18 protein-coding genes are annotated in these 19,055 nt (G+C 35.8%); 7 read left to right on the top strand and 11 right to left on the bottom strand.

What is annotated here, in order from left to right; all coding sequences use genetic code 11:
• Positions 1–200: 200 nt before the first annotated feature.
• The 5 genes from QA584_RS03340 to QA584_RS03360 are packed head-to-tail and all read right to left on the bottom strand — an operon-like array spanning position 201 to position 3,442.
• Positions 201–1,208 (bottom strand): MFS transporter, encoded by a 1,008-nt coding sequence (locus QA584_RS03340; RefSeq protein WP_278273087.1) that lies wholly within the window; start codon positions 1,206–1,208, stop codon positions 201–203.
• 14 nt (positions 1,209–1,222) lie between these two features.
• Positions 1,223–1,402, bottom strand: a complete 180-nt coding sequence (locus QA584_RS03345; RefSeq protein ID WP_278273088.1) for a hypothetical protein — start codon at positions 1,400–1,402, stop codon at positions 1,223–1,225.
• Entirely contained in the window at positions 1,402–2,112 is a 711-nt protein-coding gene (locus QA584_RS03350; RefSeq protein ID WP_278273089.1) for an ABC transporter permease, read from the bottom strand. Before QA584_RS03350 ends, QA584_RS03345 begins: the two co-directional genes overlap by 1 nt.
• Positions 2,109–2,840: an ABC transporter ATP-binding protein gene (locus tag QA584_RS03355; RefSeq protein ID WP_278273090.1), complete on the bottom strand. Its 732-nt coding sequence runs from the start codon at positions 2,838–2,840 to the stop codon at positions 2,109–2,111. Before QA584_RS03355 ends, QA584_RS03350 begins: the two co-directional genes overlap by 4 nt.
• A gap of 26 nt (positions 2,841–2,866) precedes the next feature.
• Complete coding sequence (locus QA584_RS03360) at positions 2,867–3,442, bottom strand: TetR/AcrR family transcriptional regulator (RefSeq protein ID WP_278273091.1); 576 nt, start codon at positions 3,440–3,442, stop codon at positions 2,867–2,869.
• A gap of 1,131 nt (positions 3,443–4,573) precedes the next feature.
• Between QA584_RS03360 and QA584_RS03365 the strand changes: the two genes are divergently transcribed.
• Entirely contained in the window at positions 4,574–5,536 is a 963-nt protein-coding gene (locus tag QA584_RS03365) for an O-antigen ligase family protein (protein ID WP_278273092.1), read from the top strand.
• Between the two features lie 101 nt (positions 5,537–5,637).
• Here QA584_RS03365 and QA584_RS03370 read toward each other — a convergent pair whose 3' ends face one another.
• A complete protein-coding gene (locus tag QA584_RS03370; protein ID WP_278273093.1) occupies positions 5,638–6,279 on the bottom strand; it encodes a peroxiredoxin in 642 nt (213 codons plus the stop codon).
• Positions 6,280–6,561: 282 nt separating this feature from the next.
• On the opposite strand from QA584_RS03370, the gene QA584_RS03375 reads away from it, so the two are divergent.
• Positions 6,562–7,491 carry an AEC family transporter gene (locus QA584_RS03375; RefSeq protein WP_278273094.1) on the top strand — a complete coding sequence of 310 codons (930 nt, stop codon included), beginning with the start codon at positions 6,562–6,564 and terminating at the stop codon, positions 7,489–7,491.
• Between the two features lie 354 nt (positions 7,492–7,845).
• Here QA584_RS03375 and QA584_RS03380 read toward each other — a convergent pair whose 3' ends face one another.
• The 4 genes from QA584_RS03380 to nifJ form a co-directional block, all read right to left on the bottom strand.
• Complete coding sequence (locus QA584_RS03380; RefSeq protein WP_278273095.1) at positions 7,846–8,292, bottom strand: hypothetical protein; 447 nt, start codon at positions 8,290–8,292, stop codon at positions 7,846–7,848.
• A gap of 5 nt (positions 8,293–8,297) precedes the next feature.
• The gene (locus tag QA584_RS03385) at positions 8,298–9,014 is read right to left on the bottom strand and encodes a hypothetical protein (protein WP_278273096.1); all 717 of its coding nucleotides are present in this window, start codon (positions 9,012–9,014) and stop codon (positions 8,298–8,300) included.
• Positions 9,014–9,937 (bottom strand): ABC transporter ATP-binding protein, encoded by a 924-nt coding sequence (locus QA584_RS03390; protein ID WP_278273097.1) that lies wholly within the window; start codon positions 9,935–9,937, stop codon positions 9,014–9,016. The genes QA584_RS03385 and QA584_RS03390 overlap by 1 nt, the downstream gene beginning before the upstream one ends.
• A gap of 855 nt (positions 9,938–10,792) precedes the next feature.
• The gene (nifJ, locus tag QA584_RS03395) at positions 10,793–14,323 is read right to left on the bottom strand and encodes a pyruvate:ferredoxin (flavodoxin) oxidoreductase (RefSeq protein WP_278273098.1); all 3,531 of its coding nucleotides are present in this window, start codon (positions 14,321–14,323) and stop codon (positions 10,793–10,795) included.
• A gap of 426 nt (positions 14,324–14,749) precedes the next feature.
• Here nifJ and greA point away from each other — a divergent pair, with 426 nt between their 5' ends.
• The 3 genes from greA to QA584_RS03410 all read left to right on the top strand — a co-directional run bounded on the left by greA (position 14,750) and on the right by QA584_RS03410 (position 17,137).
• Positions 14,750–15,232, top strand: a complete 483-nt coding sequence (gene greA, locus QA584_RS03400; RefSeq protein ID WP_278273099.1) for a transcription elongation factor GreA — start codon at positions 14,750–14,752, stop codon at positions 15,230–15,232.
• A 47-nt stretch (positions 15,233–15,279) separates the two neighbouring features.
• A complete protein-coding gene (gene lysS, locus QA584_RS03405) occupies positions 15,280–16,770 on the top strand; it encodes a lysine--tRNA ligase (RefSeq protein ID WP_278273100.1) in 1,491 nt (496 codons plus the stop codon).
• 229 nt (positions 16,771–16,999) lie between these two features.
• Positions 17,000–17,137, top strand: coding sequence for a DUF6462 family protein (locus QA584_RS03410; RefSeq protein WP_331487827.1), 138 nt, complete (start codon positions 17,000–17,002; stop codon positions 17,135–17,137).
• 190 nt (positions 17,138–17,327) lie between these two features.
• On the opposite strand, the gene QA584_RS03415 is transcribed toward QA584_RS03410, so the two are convergent.
• Positions 17,328–17,567: a helix-turn-helix domain-containing protein gene (locus QA584_RS03415; RefSeq protein WP_278273101.1), complete on the bottom strand. Its 240-nt coding sequence runs from the start codon at positions 17,565–17,567 to the stop codon at positions 17,328–17,330.
• Between the two features lie 344 nt (positions 17,568–17,911).
• On the opposite strand from QA584_RS03415, the gene QA584_RS03420 reads away from it, so the two are divergent.
• Together QA584_RS03420 and QA584_RS03425 are read left to right on the top strand one after the other, a co-directional pair.
• On the top strand, positions 17,912–18,511 hold the full coding sequence (locus tag QA584_RS03420; protein WP_278273102.1) for a DNA-directed RNA polymerase subunit alpha C-terminal domain-containing protein: 600 nt from the start codon (positions 17,912–17,914) through the stop codon (positions 18,509–18,511).
• Positions 18,512–18,844: 333 nt separating this feature from the next.
• On the top strand, positions 18,845–19,054 hold the full coding sequence (locus tag QA584_RS03425; protein ID WP_278273103.1) for a helix-turn-helix domain-containing protein: 210 nt from the start codon (positions 18,845–18,847) through the stop codon (positions 19,052–19,054).
• The last annotated feature ends 1 nt before the right edge of the window (position 19,055 follow it).

Here is a 19,055-nt window from a genome sequence, read left to right on the forward strand (position 1 = left end):
GAGGGCGATAACAAACATCAGTAAACTAACAGCTGAAATTGGCACATATAGCACGTCGCTAAACGATTCGAATATAACACCATATATAACCTGACCGATCGGTGTGGCACACCCTGCAATAGCCATGATGATTGCCATAACCTTGCCCAGATTCTCATTTGAAGTCACCCGCTGTACTCTCGCAATAACAATGATTGAAATTATAGCTGCAAACATAGCGATGGGAATCGCACCGAGCATAAACAGGGCGAAGGCCGGATAATAGCCAAGTCCAAGGTAAATGGCAACACGGATACGGCTATTGGCATAACGAATAAGGCAGTAGCAGCAATCAATCGGTACAGCGTATTCATTTTAATTCTTTTGGCAAAAACTCCAATACTCAATGTGCCTAAAATGCTTGCAAAGCTGATAAGTCCGACGCCGATACCCTGCATGGTACCGCTGCTTTGCATAGTGACGCGTAAAATAATTGGACTACCTACTATTAAAAGTGGTGATAAAACAAAATTGATTCCAGCGGCTACAATCATTGATTTTAGAATAAAGGATTGTTTTACAACAAAGACAAAACCCACTTTCATGTCCTTACCAATAGTTGCAATAATATGCCCATCCCATTCACGTCTGACAAACGGTATCTTAATGAACAGTTCCATTACAGCTGATAGAAAAAACGCAATACAGGTTGTGAGAACGAGAAAACGAATCCCAAATGCACTGTATAGCACACCGCCAAGAATTGGTGCGGCAACACCCGATAAAGCCTGTACAGCCTGTGCAATACCATTTGCACCCTCTAATTTTTCAGTCTCCACCAACAGAGGAATACTGGCTGTGACAGTGGGAGTTTCCATTGCACTGATAATGGACAGCAACACCATAATTACACCAATCGGTATAACCGTAGCCAATCTAGCAGAAATAAGCAAGAACAGGCACATAGCAACCGAGCTGCTTGCAAAATCAAGAATTACCATTAGATTACGCCGGTTAAATCGATCTGCGATTGCGCCGCCCACAGGCGAAAACAAAATCGGAATATTTGATATTGCGTACATTGTGGCAAACAGATCAGCCCGTTTCGTAATATCCAAGATGTAAAGGGATAGAGCAAATCGCAAGAGTACCCCACCAAATATGGAAATGACTTGCCCAAATATTAGTAACTTAAAATTTTTCGAGTATGAATTAACTGTTCTTCGCATAATACCCACCTTATCTAATTACGGAACAGGTTATAATTGATACCCGCACTTATCAGGGCGACAATACCAAAAACGATTGCCCATATAGCCCATTTATTCTTTTTTTGTTTCTTTTTAGCAAAAACCATTGCGGCTACACCGCAGATAATAAGCGAAACTGCAACAATTGCACCAACAATATATCCAATATGCATTACGCGACCTCCATTTTATTTACTTTGTTCGATAGCTCGATCATTACTGCAACAGCGACAACAAGACCGATACCACTAATCAACATACTAGATAGAATGCTGCTTGCATTAATTGCGGCATTACCGTAGATGGTACTCAGTAAAATGGCACTAATCAGCGTTGCAGGAACGGATTTTTGGATAAAACCGATTCTAAGGGACACAATCCCAATTCCGCCAAGTGCAATAACAGCAACACTTGATGTTTTCAATGCATCTGCCACCAAGCGTACTGTCATAACATCTTGTACGACGATTGGCGAAACCGATTCTGTTATGCTAAAAACAAGATAAGGTATCGCCGTACAAATCAGCATGGAAACCGACGTAAATACAAAAACCAAAAGTAATTTAGCAAAAAGGATCTTGCTTCTGCTAACAGGATAGGAAAATAACAATGCCGCCCGCTTACCCGTATATTCGCCTATAATCAGCCGCGAATACATTATTGCTGACATGGTGGCAAAAACGACCAGACTGATTATCCCGGTCAGACGAAAAATGTTGGTATAGCTTCTAAATACAATCTCACGGGCACTGCTATCTTCAAGTTGTGCCGCATAGGCTATAAAATAAATTAGCACAAGCAGGACTAAGCAGGAAACAGCACTTGACACCAAATAAGTACGAAGGTTATTTCGTCTAAGTTCCAGTTTAATTAACTTCTTCATGATATATTTCCTCCGCTCATAATATTAAAAAAGTATTCCTCTAGCCGTATGTCACTTTTCCCTTTGATTTGTTCAAGAGAAATCTCCTGTAGGATAGTACCGTTTACAATCACGCCCACCATATCGGCGATATGCTCGATTTCACTTAGAAGGTGACTTGACAAAAGGATTGTCATGCCGTGCTCTTGTGTAAGAGTAAGAAACAAAGTCCGCATATCCCGTATTCCCACAGGGTCGAGTCCGTTTATGGGTTCATCTAAAATCAAGATTTTCGGCTTGTGGATGAAAGCCCGGGCAATACCTAATCTTTGCCGCATACCAAGCGAAAATTTGCTGACAGGCTTAGTACCTGTGACTTTTAGCCCCACCATATCAAGTGCGGTTTCCGCTCCAAAGCCTGTTACCCCCATATAGTCAAGGTGAAGTGCCAAGTTTTCGGCGGCTGACAAATGCTCATAGAACACCGGAGCTTCAATCAGACTTCCGATACGTTGCAAGACGTTTTCCCTGTCTTTTGTCACATTAAACCCCAAGACTTCAACAGTTCCGCTTGTCGGGGATAGTAAGCCAGTAAGGATCTTAAATATTGTTGTTTTTCCAGCGCCATTTGCGCCTAAGAAGCCGTAAATGCTACCTTTAGGAACGGTCATATTGCTGTCCTTGACAACAAAAGTATTATCAAACTTTTTGGCAAGGTTTTTGATTACAATAATTGGTTCACGTTTCATCGGACCTCCAATTTATATATAAATTTCTATTCATATATTTCGTCGATAATGTTGTCGAGTAACGTACAGAACACTTCATAATGGTCGTAGTAAAGGATATCTTTGTTCGTTACAATAGCAAGCAATGCATTAAATATCCCGATTGCTTTTTCTTTGCTCATTTTCAATTTAAGATTGGAATTGAAAATATTATCCGCAATAAAACTTTCGCTGATTTTTTGAGTTTTTTCTAACCATTCTTTGGGTGCCCTGTTTAGAAAACTGATAAAATCCGGGCTATTACGCTGTGTGAGTATCTTTGTTTTGTCGTATTCAAGATATAATTGTTTCAGCATACGGCAGATATCTTCTTTGACTGGAAATGCGGGAAGTGTTTCTTCAAGTGCCTTGTGCCTTTCTTGAAAAACATCAAATACCCTGCAAAACAAATGCTCTTTCGAATCAAAGAAGGCATAGAAAGCTCCTTTTGATATTCCAGCTTTTGAGCAGAGTTCATCAATCTTTGTGTTTTTGTAGCCAATAGTTATCCAGCTTTTCTCGCATTCCTTTATTAACTTATCACGGATATTGTCTTTTTCGGCTTCTGAAAAACTCCTTGCCATTTTAATTTCCTCCTTATAATAATCTATGACCGAAAATAATAAACGGGTCATAGGTTTATTATATGGAAAAGATGTTTATTTGTCAACATCCATTATTAAGTAAGACGAAAATGTTTCTGCATTGTTAAGTAAGACGAAAATGTAAGTGATTTATGTGATTTATACTGCTTAACCTAAATAGTAATTGTAATTAATACCATGATATTTGTAAGCATTAGTAATCGGAAAGGTCAAAACGAAAGTCGATGTCGTAGCAATCTGTCAATAAACACCAAATATAAAGATTTTATAACTTTACAGGCGAAAACTTAATGAATTCATAATCTTTATGAAATGCAAATCGTAAGTAACTCATACTAAAATAAGTAAATAATTATAACTAGCTTGACATGATAACGAAACTATAAATGAAAAATAATATCTGAGAAAATAGAAAATGAAATAGAAAATAAAATAGAAAGTTAAAATAGAAAATGAAAAAAGAAAATGGAAATAGAAAATAAAATAGAAAATGAAAATAGAAAATAAAATAGAAAATGGAAAATAGAAAATGAAAATAGAAAATAGAAAATGGAAAATAGAAATACGAAATAAAACAAACAATTAAGAAAATATAAAATAATTCCGGAAATCCTATCAAAATAAGCTGAATACTATAATTCGCCAGATATAGATATTTGTTCTAATTTTATTAATATATGAATAAATTGTTAATGAAAAATGAACAAAAATTGTGAAAGAATGGTGAAAACCATTGAAATGTAAAATATTATATGCTAATATAATTCTTTGTTGTAATACCATAAAGTGACCGGAAGATAAATTACTATAAATCCGGATTGTTCATAGAAGGGAAAGAATCGATTCAGATAAAGATTTTTTCTTTTGAAAAGAGGAATTACTATAGAAAATAAAGCAGCGATAAGACGTCAGATTGATGAGTCTTTAACATATACCAATATAATAATAATTACTGTTACATCCATTTTTCTACCTTACATATTTGCAGGGATCCTGTTGGTTGGATTAGGTATGTATCTTATACTAAATAAACAGACCCGAAAAATAATATTTTCCCAAAGGTGCTCGAAATATATTATTTCGTTTTTTGTTTTTTACTTGCTGGAAGCCTTGTTTTATGGAAACTGGTTTGGTGTAGGGGCAGGATTTGGATTAATACTTGCTTTGGCGATTGGCTTCTTTCAACGCAGTTTCATGACTACGGAACTTTATGAAAGAGTATTAACACTGGTCTGCATTTTGAGTATAACCAGTTCCAGCTGCGCCATAACCCAGAAGTTTGTGATATCACTGGTGGATGATTTTTATAATTATGACAGAATCTCTGCTATGTTTTTGCACCCCAATTATTTTGGGACGATCACAGCTACCGTTATCATTATCTGTGCTTATAAAATACTCTCAAATCAAGGCTCTAAATGGGTGTATTATATAGTAGGGGTTATGAATATTATAAGTATCTATTTATGCGAAAGCATGTTTGCCTGGGTAGAAGTTTTTGTAGGTATCGCAATTTTACTACTGGTAATGAAAAAATACGGACTATTTAGCCTATGGTTAGGCGGAGCAATGATTGCCGGGTTTGCTATATTTGAATTAAACATAGATTTAATCCCCCGTTTGTACGAGGCAAAAGAAACCTTAAGCCTTCGTCTTAAGATCTGGCAATTTGTGTGGGAGCAATTCATAAAAGAGCCGTTGTTTGGCCACGGTTCCATGTCCACAGCATTCCTAAGCAGTAAAGCCGGTAACCTGATACCACATGCCCATAGTGTCTACCTGGATACCCTGATGAATTATGGGATGATCGGAACAATACCGATTGTGATATATTTTATGAAATATCTGATCAGGATTTTGAAAATATGTCTGAAAGAAAAGAAACCAATGATCACTTCACTTATCCTGGCTGTAATGGGAGCTGCCTTGGTTCATGGCTTGACAGACTTAACGCTTTTCTGGATACAGACGTTGCCGCTTTTCATTTTTATACTAACCGGAATCGGTGCTTATGAAAGCAGAGAAGATAAAAAAGTGGTGAATTTGCTGATCAGGCAACGGTATATTGAATAATCAGAACCCAGAAGTAAAAACGATAAGAAGTTAATATATATTCAAATAGGAATAGCCGTGTCGGTAAGAGGTAATGCCGGCGCGGCTACATTTTTACATGATTAGCTGTTTATATCCTTGTAGCACCAGAACCAGTCCATACAGTCCAAACACATCTTTTCAGGATCATTAACCCGTTCCGTTAATTGATCATATGTGCGGGGCGGAGGGACCATAACGGGACTGCCAGGCTGCCAGTTTGCCGGGGTAACTACTTTGCATTTATCTGTGGTTTGAAGTGCAATTAACAGGCGCAGAATTTCTGCTATGTTTCTGCCGTTTGTCAGAGGATAAATAAAGATTGCCCGGATCACCTGATCGGGGTCAATAAAAAAGACATTCCGCACGGTTTCCTGTGTGCTTGCATCAGGAGCTATCATTCCGTAGAGCTTCGCAACCTCAGCCATACGGTCTGCGATGATTGGGAAAGGAATTTCGATGCCGGTTAATTGATAAATTTGATTCACCCATGCCAAATGAGAAGGGTTGCTGTCAATACTAAGTCCAATCAGGTTTGCATTGAGTCCTTTAAATTGATCATTGGCTTGTGCAAATGCGATAAATTCTGTAGTACATACAGGAGTAAAATCTCCCGGATGAGAAAACAGAATGACCCAGTGTCCTTTGTAATCAGAAAGTCTCATTGGTCCGAAGGTGGTAGTGGCAGTAAAATCAGGGGCTTTCATACCGATACTAACATTCATAGACATACCCCAAAAAATAGTTTATATTATTATATGACAATAAGAAAGTAACTGTTAATAGTAATATTACATAAATAGAATCATTTGGGATATGGTAGTGATATAAAAAGATTGTAAAATATAGAAATGAAAAATGATCTGATAACTATATAAATAAGGAAATACAACTACAATCCCATGATATAATAAACGAAGAGCTGCCGCCAACAGGTACGACGCTTTAAATAGAACCTTTTTTTAGTTCCCCAATATATTAAATAAAACACCCAGGAGAAGAGCCGAATGTCACTAGCGAATAATGTAATGTATCAGATTCTTATCATGTTTATCCTTATCCTTATCGGTTATATCAGTTTTAAACTACGGTTAATCGACAAGGAATTGAATAAAAAGTTATCGGACCTATTGCTGTTTTTAGTGTCCCCGTTTCTTATATTTAATTCCTATCAGAGGGACTTTAGCAGTGAACTATTAAAGGGGCTGTTAATTTCTATTGGTCTGGCGGTGCTGACCCATTTGGTTGGAATCGTAATTGCATATGTAGTTTTAAGAGTCAGGGATAATGACGATGTTGTGATTGAACGGTTTGCTGCTATGTACTCAAACTGCGGTTTTATTGGTATACCGATTATCAACGGAATTTATGGCAGTGAAGGCGTGTTTTACATCACCGCCTATATCACAATCTTTAATTTATTTGTTTGGACCCATGGGCTTATTATGATGAATGGGATTCAGGACAGAAGAACCATGATCAAAACCCTGATCTCACCAACCCTCATATCCATCATTCTGGGGTTTGTATTTTTTGCTCTCCAAATAAAACTTCCACCGATTCTTAACAGTTCCATGAAGTACATAGCGGATATGAATACCCCTCTTGCTATGTTGATTGCGGGAGTTACCATTGCCCAGACGAATATTGTTAAGATATTCTTTAAAGCTAGGATTTATCTCGTGGTGCTTTTAAAATTAATGGTAATTCCTGTGGTAGTGCTGTTGCTCTATACCAGATTGCCGATAGAACCTACCGTTCTGACAACCGCCATCCTGGCCGCCGCCTGTCCAACCGCTGCCACCGGTACCCTGTTTGCCATCCGTTATAATAAGAATGCTCTCTATTCCTCTGAAATCTTTGCTATGACTACGTTGCTTTCACTAATTACTATTCCGGTTATTATGGCATTAACGGATTATTTGGATACATTATAATGTAAAAAGATATTATTAGGATAATAATATGTTAGTAGACAGCTTTACCTTTAATGAAAGAAGTATATTATAGTGAGAAAATTGCAGTATCCGGGATTTGTTTTTATTTGATGGTTATTTAAGTCACATTAAGGTAAATAAATGTATTTCATAAATAAAGATTCTAAAATAAATGTTGGGGTGTGTTGAACATAGTTCCAACAACTTATTTTTTAGGCTCTTTGCAATAGTTGGAGCGGGATTAATGAATCCACCCCAACTATTGACAAAGAGTCTTATTTTAAGCTTAAATATTTATCATTATCTTATCATATCTTGCTTAAGAAATCCCTTATATAACAATTAGTTATTTAGTTATAATAAACAAATTGAATCTTTTATTAAGAGAAATACCGATTGGAATTTTTCAAATTCCTCCTCATTACAACCAGCGGTAATAGAATATACTTTATTATTATGTATTATAAGATATTGCATAAATGACAAGTGATTATTATTAAATTTTCCATTATACAAGAGTTTTTCTTCACGTTCATTTATTATTATATCCTCATTAATAACGAAATCGTTCAAATATCTCGATAATTCAGTTTTCGTATTGTGTACTAATAATTTTAAGTCTAAAGACCGATTATCCGAATATATAAATATATTTAGATTTGGTATTATATCTTTGTTAATCAAAAATTCGTGTTCTCTACAAACTATTGCAACAATAGAATCTGCATAATTTTCTATACATTCCCATTTTTCTGGATATTCTAATGAAAATTCATACTCATTATTTATATACTTTTTCATCTACATCACTCCATGTTTGCTATACGTTCTTTAGGAATTTTTTTTACTAAAAGAAATGAAATATATAATAATACAATTCCTGTTATTGTTGATATGCTTAAAAATATTTTAGGAATAAGTACATTCGATAATTTAATTGAAAGATTCCAAATGCCAAAAAACATAATCATTGGAAATAAAAATCCAAATATTTTTACATTCTTAAAGTACCAATATGCCACAGAAATTATTGCTAAAATGCCAAAACACAATATTGGCACTGTTACGAAGACTAATAAAAAAGAAATTACATTAAATTTTACACTTACACTATAAACAACCCTTACCATTATAATATTCAGTCCAACAGATAGCAAACTTATTACTTCGCTTGTTACTATGGTCACAAACATCTTTGCGGTCCATATAGCTGTTTTGGGCATTCCCGAAGCTAACATAACATGTATCGTTTTATTCATTCTTTCTTCATGGATAAATCTGTCTATCAATGTATGCCCATGGAAAAAAAATATCATAGTAACAACATAAACCATAAGAAAACTGATTTGCTCTTCAATAATAGATTTATTCATGCCTGAATTTACAACTTGATTAATCGTAGCATATTGTGTTACTAATATAGTTAGAATGCATACAAGAGATAAACCTTTCATCGTTGATAATACTTCTAAAAGTTCCTTATAGATAAATGCTTTAAATGTTGATAACCATAATTTGTTCATTATTTCACCATCCTTAAATAGATATCACCTATATTTTCCTGCATATTATAAATCTCTTGAAAATCAATTTCATTTTCTATCAACATTTTTTTTATATTTATATTTTCTTTGTTTGAATATGATAAGGTTACTGTATAACCATTTTGAATTATGCTCAGAATATTTGGCTGTTTTTTATTGCATAATTCAACAAATAAATCTTTATCACCTTTATTAGCAAAAACAACCTTGACTTTAGTATCTTGTGACAAATCTCTGAATTGATCAATAGGCATATCTGCCAATATCTTCCCTTGCTTTAAAACTACTACTTTAGTTGCTAGTTCCTCAATATCTGCCATTACATGTGATGTTATAATTACGCTCATTTGATAATTAGTTTGATATTTGTTTATCAAACTAATTATTGTATTTCTATTTTCCATGTCTATTCCATCAAAAGGTTCATCTAAGATAAGTATATCTGGTTGAATTAAAAGTAATCTGGCTAAGGCAAGCTTTCTTTTCATTCCTTTTGAAAATGTCTTTACTTTATCATACTTAACTTCATCCAATTTAAATTCTTTTAAAATACTTAAAACTAATTCTTTATTATAACCATGTGAGTTAGAACATGCTTTCATAAAAAATTCTAAATTTTGCATTGCTGTTAATCTTTCATACAATCCGTTGGAATCAAATAGTACTCCTACTCTTGGGAAAACTTTATCATAATGCTTCCCTACATCATATCCGAATAAACTAATGCTCCCACTACTAATTTGACTTAGTCCAACAATAGATTTAATTGTTGTTGTTTTACCCGATGCATTAGGACCTAGATATCCCATTATTTCACCTTTAGATAATGTAAAAGATACATTATCTAATACAATTTTATTTCCATATTTCTTAACTACATTTTTCACATTTAGAAGTTCCATTCAAATTCGCTCCTTGTATAATTAACATTTTCATTACGCCATTTTCCCTGCTCTGGTTTATAGTTGCATATGATTTCTAATTTATTATTATCTGCTTCAATTTCTTACTCCAAGTTGAAACAATTTGAGCACGCAAACCTATTTTCACATTCTGAACAACGAGCCACACTATTTTTACTGTACTCCCAAAAATCTCCATGTAACTATCGTAAAAATTATACAGGGAGAATGAAAGAATATGGTTCTTAGTAGTTGTACAGTAGTTGTAATGTTTTATGTGATTCTGAATGTTCTGGTAATTGTGTTCTGGTATGTACAGTGACAGAAAGGTGTAGGAGTAACTAATTTTTTCGCAAAATATTCAAATTTCAGATGAGGATATTTATGGCTACAGATAGATTTTATCATTTTTTGTGTCTTTTCCAATATATTCTGCATATTCTACATGTTTTCTGCATATTCTACATGCATCAGGCATGGTCACTTAAATTCAAAATAATACATTGTTATAATTTGGTAGTATTTTATTATGGCACAATCAATATTTCACTATTTACTATTACTAATATGCAGAATTATTTATTCAGAGCGTGCGGGGTCTTACGGTTATTATACGATAATCCGTACAAATAGAATGCGAAAGAATGGTGATACATAACTTAGACAATTTTAACCAGGCTGTGACTAGAAAAATTGATTATGACTACACTGTAGATAAACATGAGCATAATAATAAGACTTATGCTTGACAAAGAGCTGAAATAAAAAAGAGAAAACCCAAGATTAAGGTTTTCTCTTTTTTGCTTTATGTTACGTTATAATTTACAAGGCTAACGTTTGAATTAAATCTAGTAATTAGTCCTGAGTCATTCTAACTAATTTAGCATATTTTGCTTTTGCACTCTTTTCAGCTTTTGCAAATAATTCTGCTGCTCTTTCTGGATTAGAACGTGCAAGAGAGCTGTAACGAACTTCGCTGGTAATGAATTCCTGATAATCAGCAGTAGGCGCTTTGGAGTCTAACTGGAATGGATTCTTACCTTGTTCCTCAAGACGAGGATCGAAGCGGAATAAATGCCAGTATCCGGCAGCAACAGCACGTTTTTCTTCTGTCTGAGCACCCTTCATACCGCCTTTGATACCATGGTTGATACAAGGAGCATAAGCGATAACGATGGAAGGACCTGGATAGCTTTCAGCTTCTACAAATGCTTTTACGCACTGGTTGTAATCAGCACCCTGAGCGATCTGCGCTACGTAAACATAACCATAGCTCATTGCAATAGCAGCTAAGTCTTTCTTCTTCACTTCTTTACCGCCGGCAGCAAACTGAGCGATTGCACCGGTAGGAGTGGATTTAGAAGACTGTCCGCCTGTATTGGAGTAAACTTCTGTATCAAATACTAAGATGTTTACATCTTCGCCGCTGGCAATAACATGGTCTAAACCGCCGAAGCCGATATCATAAGCCCAACCATCACCACCAAAGATCCATTGGGATTTCTTGGATAAGAAGTCGCTGTTTGCTAAGATATTGTCTTTATCAGCGCTTTCGATGCTGCTGTCAGCTAAAGCTGCAAGAAGCTCTTTGGAAGCAGGACCGTTTGATACGCTGGATTCTTTTGTTGCAAGGTATTGGTCACAAGCAGCTTTTAAATCAGCATTATCAACTACGGAAGCAAGCGCTTCTACAGAAGAGATTAAGCGTCTTCTTAAAGCTTTCTGAGCTAAAGCCATACCATAACCGAATTCTGCATTATCTTCGAATAAGGAGTTAGCCCAAGCAGGACCATGTCCGTCTTTATTAACCGTATAAGGTGTAGAAGGTGCGGAACCACCCCAGATTGAGGAGCATCCTGTTGCGTTAGCAATGTACATTCTGTCACCGAATAACTGAGTAACTAATTTAGCATAAGGAGTTTCACCACAACCTGCACAAGCGCCGGAGAACTCAAGTAAAGGCTGTTTGAACTGGCTGCCCTTAACCGTAGTTTCTTTGAATTTCGTTACAACTTCATCCGGATATCCGATTTCAACGCCGTAATCAAATAATTTCTGTGATTCTAACTGGCTTTCTAAGCTCTTCATTGTTAAAGCTTTTTCACCCTTCTTACCAGGACAAACATTTACGCAGGAACCGCAGCCTTGACAGTCAAGAGCAGATACGGAGATAGCGAATTTAAAGCCTGCTAAACCGGTTAAATCCATAGTAGTTGAACCTTCAGGAGCAGCAGCTGCCTGAGCTTCTGTCATAGCTACCGGACGGATGGAAGCGTGAGGACAAACATAAGAACAGAAGTTACACTGAATACAGTTGTCTGGATTCCAGCTTGGTACATCAACAGCGATACCACGTTTTTCAAAGGCAGCAGAGCCAAGAGGGAAAGTACCGTCTGCGGAATCAACAAAAGTTGAAACAGGAAGGCTGTCACCGTTTTGTGCATTCATAACATTCTGAATCTTGTTAACATAATCTACAACGTCTTTTCTTGCTCCAACAGCTACGGTTGATAAATCTACGTCAGCAGCATCTGCCCAGGAAGCAGGAATTGCGATTTCTTTTACATCTGTGATACCACGGTCAATTGCATCATGGTTCATCTTAACAACTGCATCGCCTTTTTTGCTGTAAGAAGCAGTAGCAGCAGCTTTCATATAGTTAACAGCATCATCTACAGGAATGATATTTGCTAATTTAAAGAAGGCAGCCTGAAGAACAGTATTGATACGTCCGCCAAGTCCGATTTCTTTACCGATGCTGATACCATCGATGGTGTAGAATTTGATGTTGTGTTTTGCTATGTAGCGTTTTACCTGTCCAGGTAAGTGATGTTCGATCTCTTCCATAGTCCAGCCGCAGTTAAGAAGGAAAGAACCACCATCTTTTAAGTCCTGAACCATGTTGTATTTAGCGATATAAGAAGGATTATGGCAAGCTACGAAGTTAGCCTTGTTAATTAAGTAAGTAGCCTTAATCGGGTCTTTACCAAAACGTAAATGGGAGATTGTAACACCGCCGGATTTCTTGGAGTCATAGGAGAAATATGCCTGAGCATACATATCGGTATGGTCACCAATGATCTTAATGGAGTTTTTGTTAGCACCTACAGTACCATCCGCACCAAGTCCCCAGAATTTACAGCTGATTGTGCTTTCCGGAGTAGTGTTAGGATTTTCAGTAACTTCAAGGGAAAGATTCGTAACATCATCCACAATACCGATTGTGAAGAGTTTCTTTGCCTGATTCTTGTAAACAGCGATAATCTGTGCAGGAGTTGTATCTTTAGAACCTAAACCGTAACGTCCGGATAAAACAGGAACCGCATCGAATTTCGTATTCTTTAAAGCAGCAACTACGTCAAGCCATAAAGGTTCGCCAAGTGCGCCTGGTTCTTTTGTTCTGTCTAAAACAGAGATTTGTTTTACGGTATCAGGAATAACATCGATTAAGTGTTTTGCACTGAATGGTCTGTAAAGTCTTACTTTGACAACGCCGACTTTAGAACCGGCAGCGGTTAAGTAATCAATTGTTTCATCAATGGTATCACATACGGAACCCATAGCGATGATTACGTGTTCTGCATCAGCAGCACCGTAGTAGTTAAATAATTTATAGTCTGTACCAATTTTGGCATTGATTTTATTCATATAATCTTCTACAATACCAGGAACCGCATTGTAATATTCATTACTTGCTTCTCTTGCCTGGAAGAAGATATCAGGGTTCTGAGCAGTACCGCGGGTAACTGGATGCTGAGGGTTTAAGGCATGTTTACGGAAAGCTGCAACCGCGTCTAAATCAGTAAGTTCTTTTAAGTCTTCATAATCCCAGGTTTCAATTTTCTGAATTTCGTGAGAAGTTCTGAAACCATCAAAGAAATGAAGGAAAGGAACGCAGCCTTTGATCGTGGAAAGGTGAGCTACAGCGCCTAAATCCATAACTTCCTGTACATTACTGGAGCAAAGCATTGCAAAACCTGTCTGACGGCAAGCATATACGTCGGAGTGATCACCAAAGATTGATAAAGCGTGGCTTGCTAATGCACGGGCAGATACATCGATAACGCAAGGTAATAATTCACCAGCAATTTTATACATATTAGGAATCATTAACAATAAACCTTGAGAAGCAGTAAACGTAGTTGTTAATGCACCAGCTGCCAAGGAACCGTGAACAGTACCAGCTGCACCAGCCTCGGATTGCATTTCTGTAACCTGTACTTCATGTCCGAAGATGTTTTTTCTACCTTGAGTAGACCAAGCATCTGTAACTTCAGCCATTACTGAAGAGGGTGTGATTGGATAGATAGCGGCTACGTCGGTAAATGCATAAGACACATGTGCCGCGGCATTATTTCCATCCATGGTTTTCATTTTTCTAGCCATATTATAATTATCCTCCTTATGAATGCAGCAATCAAGGTAAATTGCCTTTAGACAGCAAAATACAGAGCCGCCCTCATAGCGCCCTGATTACTATGAAATATGTATTTAATAAATACCTATACAGAGAATATCACTATTCGACAGAAGTGTAAAGGGTTTCTTCGTACTAATTCAAAATTTTAATAAAAAATAGATAAAATGCCAAAATATTAATAAAATGGATGATAAGATTCCAATTTGTGTGGAATAATTTTTAGGTCAGCTAGATAAGATATAGAATAGCCACAAGGGAAATGTAAAATCCTTATAAAAATAGCATAAAGTATAGGAAATAAAGCCTTATGTTGTTGACAAGAAACAAGTGATACGTTATAATACTTTGAATGTATCGTAATATCGATTAAAACGGAGGAAGGGTGTTTAAATATGGCAGACAAAAAGAACATATTGACCTATGAGGGATTAAGACTTTTAGAGGAAGAAATCCAGGATTTAAAAGTTAACAAACGTAAAGAAGTCGCGCAGAAGATCAAAGAAGCCAGAGAACAAGGAGACTTATCTGAGAATGCGGAATACGATGCTGCGAAAGACGAACAAAGAGAAATAGAAGCCAGAATCGAAGAAATAGATAAAATCCTTAAGAATGCAGAGGTAGTTGTAGAAGACGAAGTAGAAGTTGACGTAATCAACATCGGCTGCAAAGTTAAAATATTAGATTTAGAGTTTGATGATGAGATGGAATATAAAATCGTAGGATCTACGGAAGCAAATAGTCTCAAAGGAAAAATCTCCAACGAGTCACCCGTCGGAAAAGCATTGATTGGTGCCCGTATTGGGGATATTGTTAATGTTGAGACCCATTCCGGCATGCTCCAATATAAGATACTTGAAATACAGAAATCAAATTAAGCAGTATACCCCGGAAAAAATGTTAAGATAGAAAGGAAGTAACTATTGTGGCGGAAGAAAAGATACAAGCAGAACAGGATCTGAATGAGCTTTTAAAGATTAAGAGAGCAAAATTAACCGAATTAAAAGAGAATGCCAAAGACCCATTTCAAATAATGAAATATGACGTAACACATCATTCTGCAGAAGTTGGTGCAGATTTTGAAAATTTAGAAGGAAAAACAGTTTCCATAGCCGGACGTATTATGTCCAAACGTGTTATGGGAAAAGCTTCTTTCTGCAATATACAGGATGTAAAAGGCAGCATTCAGACTTATGTAAAAAAAGACGTAGTCGGCGAAGATGCCTATGCGGATTTTAAAAAATTTGATATTGGTGATATTGTAGGCATTACCGGTGAAGTATTTAAAACCCACACGGAAGAAGTATCGGTTAAGGCAAACCAGGTTGTGCTTTTATCAAAGAGTCTGCAGGTTCTTCCAGAAAAATTCCACGGTCTTAAGGACACGGATACCCGTTACAGACAAAGATATGTAGATTTAATCGTAAATCCTGAGGTTAAGGATACCTTTGTTAAGCGTTCCCTGATTATCAGAGAAATCAGAAACTATCTGGACGGTAAAAGTTTTATCGAAGTAGAAACTCCTGTCCTTGTACCCAATGCCGGCGGTGCAGCGGCAAGACCATTTTTGACCCATCACAATGCCTTGGATGAAGATATTCATTTGAGAATATCTTTGGAATTATATTTAAAGAGATTAATAGTCGGCGGTTTAGAACGAGTATACGAAATCGGCAGAGTATTCAGAAATGAAGGTTTATCCGTAAGACATAACCCGGAATTTACCCTGCTTGAATTATATCAGGCTTATACCGATTACTACGGTATGATGGATTTAGCCGAAGAGTTATTCCGTACCGTTGCTAACAAAGTGCTTGGGACTACAACGATCAGTTATGATGGCGTTGAAATAGATCTGGCGAAACCATTTGCCCGTATGACAATGGTAGATGCCGTTAAGGAATATGCAGGTATTGATTTTAATGAGGTGAAGACCGAGGAAGAGGCGAAAGCCCTTGCGAAGGAACATCATATTAAGTATGAAGACCGTCATAAGAAAGGTGATATTATTAATTTATTCTTTGAAGAGTATGTAGAAGAGAAATTAGTACAGCCTACTTTCATTATGGATCATCCGGTGGAGATTTCACCCCTTGCTAAGAGAAAGCCAAGTGATCCGGACTTTACGGAACGGTTTGAGTTATTTATTACCAAAAGAGAAATGGCGAATGCGTTCTCTGAGTTAAATGATCCGATTGACCAGAGAGGTCGCTTTGAAGCACAGGAAGCACTTCGTGCGGCTGGTGATGATGAAGCGAATTCTATGGATGAAGATTTCTTAAATGCTCTGGAATATGGTATGCCGCCTACTGGTGGTATTGGGATTGGGATTGATCGATTTGTTATGTTGTTGACGGATTCGGCGGCGATTAGGGATGTGTTGTTGTTTCCGACGATGAAGAGCTTGGAGAAATAAAGTTAGAAAAATCAAGGATATGAAGCATGTCGAACTACTAGAGGACGGTTAATTGACAGTCCATAGTTTGAAATAGTTAGTGATAATTTCAAATATCCTTATAAAATCTAATTTAAGATATTTGCACTTAAAGGACACTTTTCAAAAATAGACTTTTTGAAAGGTGTCCTTTATTGCGTTGTAGTTGAACAATATCAATCGTTTTTAAGTTTGAAAGGAGAACAGCGTTATGGCAGATTCTAATTTTAGAATCGTAAGAGGAAAAGAAATAAATAAGAAGTTCGTACGATATAAAGGAGCTGATTTATATAGCATGAGTCAGTCAAATTTTGAACAGATGGCTAAGAATATTGGAAACGATCTATAAATTGAATAATCTTATACTGTAAATATGAGAGTTTTGATGACTACTTAGAGTCATTGCAAAAGCTTTCAAATTTAAGTGATTCGGAATATATGGCGAACTATATAATATCTCTATCATCCATGTACAAAGTAAGGGTATATATATTGAGATGAAAAATAATCTGGATTACAACCATTTAATTCGGTTATTATCATTCATCAATTTGAGCTTGTTCACATTCCAATCCTACAAAAAAGTCATTAAATTCGGCATGAAAAATCATTTTCAATGCCACCAATTCACTAACACGAATATTCATACGGTTTGTTTCCAATTTAGCATAAGTGCTCTTAGAAATGTTAAGACCCATAAGATGCATATGAGCAATGGTTTGATCTTGAGTCAATCCTGTCTTTTGTCTAAGTATCTGAATATTTCTTCCGATATCCATATCCGGTCTCAATTTCATAGTTGTAAATCCTTCCCTGATAATTCGTAATAACGAAATAATTTAGATTGATTTTACCTGTTATTTATATTATAATGTTTCGTAATAGCGAAATAATTCTTTGTAACGACATAAAAGTTGAATTATTATGGATATGTGTAATTTATTCAAAAAAAAATGTGAATACTAAAATTCGTTTATCATTATGATGATCAGAAGAGCAGATGAAATCTAAAAAGGCTTGTATTCAAAAGCATTAAATATATTGCCTTAAATGATTAATTTGCAGTATCGAAAAAGGTCATTTTCATATGAAACTAATATAGCTAAGTATTGGGGGGACTTATATGAGTAATAAGTATGGAATCCGAACAGAGAAAACGTTGAATCGCCTAAATATAATGGATATCTCAGAGCTTGATGGTATGGTATTATCCAAATTTATTGAAAACTATCCCAACGAAAAAATAGAGAAGAGTTTTATTGCAGAAATGAACCAATGGGGATATTTGTATCCTAAAGAAGGAGATATTTGTTTAAGTGATATCCAAATGACTACCAGACTGCGAAATATACTTGCCAGAAATGGTATTTACTTTATTTCGCAATTGGGAAATTATTCAAAAGAATCCTATATGAAAATGCGCAATTTAGGTGAAGTAGCTTTTCAGGAATTACTAGAGGTATGTGTACGGTATAAAGTGGAACTATCAACAGTGAAATTGTTGGAAGATGATTTACAGCCTGTTAAATTCTCAACAAGCCAGGTGCTTACACTTTATGAAAGTGGCATAAATTTGGCGAAAGATTTTGAAGGTTATACTATGGAAGAATTACAGGAAAAGTATGGTTATGATAAGAGATTATATAGTGGGATTTGTAAGGTGATTGAAAAGAAGGGGCTGAGATTAAGGAGGAGGGAAAATGTTGTTCGGATAATATCTTGAAAGAGATGCATTGGAGACACTCGTGAGAGTGTCTTTTTTAGTGGTAAAGAAAACCAGGAGGAAAAAGATGTTGAATTAATTGTTTGCTATTTTAAGGTAAATTCTATAATGAAATCTACAGGTAAAAGCTAAAATGTATTGCTGAAATGTATGAACCTTTTTAAATTTTAATTCTACTTTAACCCTACTTTAATTCTAGATTGTAAAATAAGAAGAAAGTTGCACAAAATCAAAGAAAAGTGGTTGAAATAAAAGAAATATGTTTCTATAATATAAAATAGGAAAAAACTAGTAGAAAAAATGTAGCAAAAAGTGGTTTTATGGAGGCAGTTTATGTTTTTAAACTACAATAATTTATGGAAAACACTAATTGACCATGGTGTAAAAAAAGGTGAACTTTGTAAGAAAACTGGTATTAGCAGTAGTACATTAGCAAAGATGAGTAGAAATGAACCAGTGTCTCTTTCGATAATACATAAGATATGCGAAATACTTGACTGCACAATCGAGGACGTTGTGTCTGTAAATAAAAAGAGTGAGTGAG

Source organism: Anaerocolumna sp. AGMB13025, assembly GCF_029689925.1.
Lineage (GTDB): Bacteria > Bacillota > Clostridia > Lachnospirales > Lachnospiraceae > Anaerocolumna.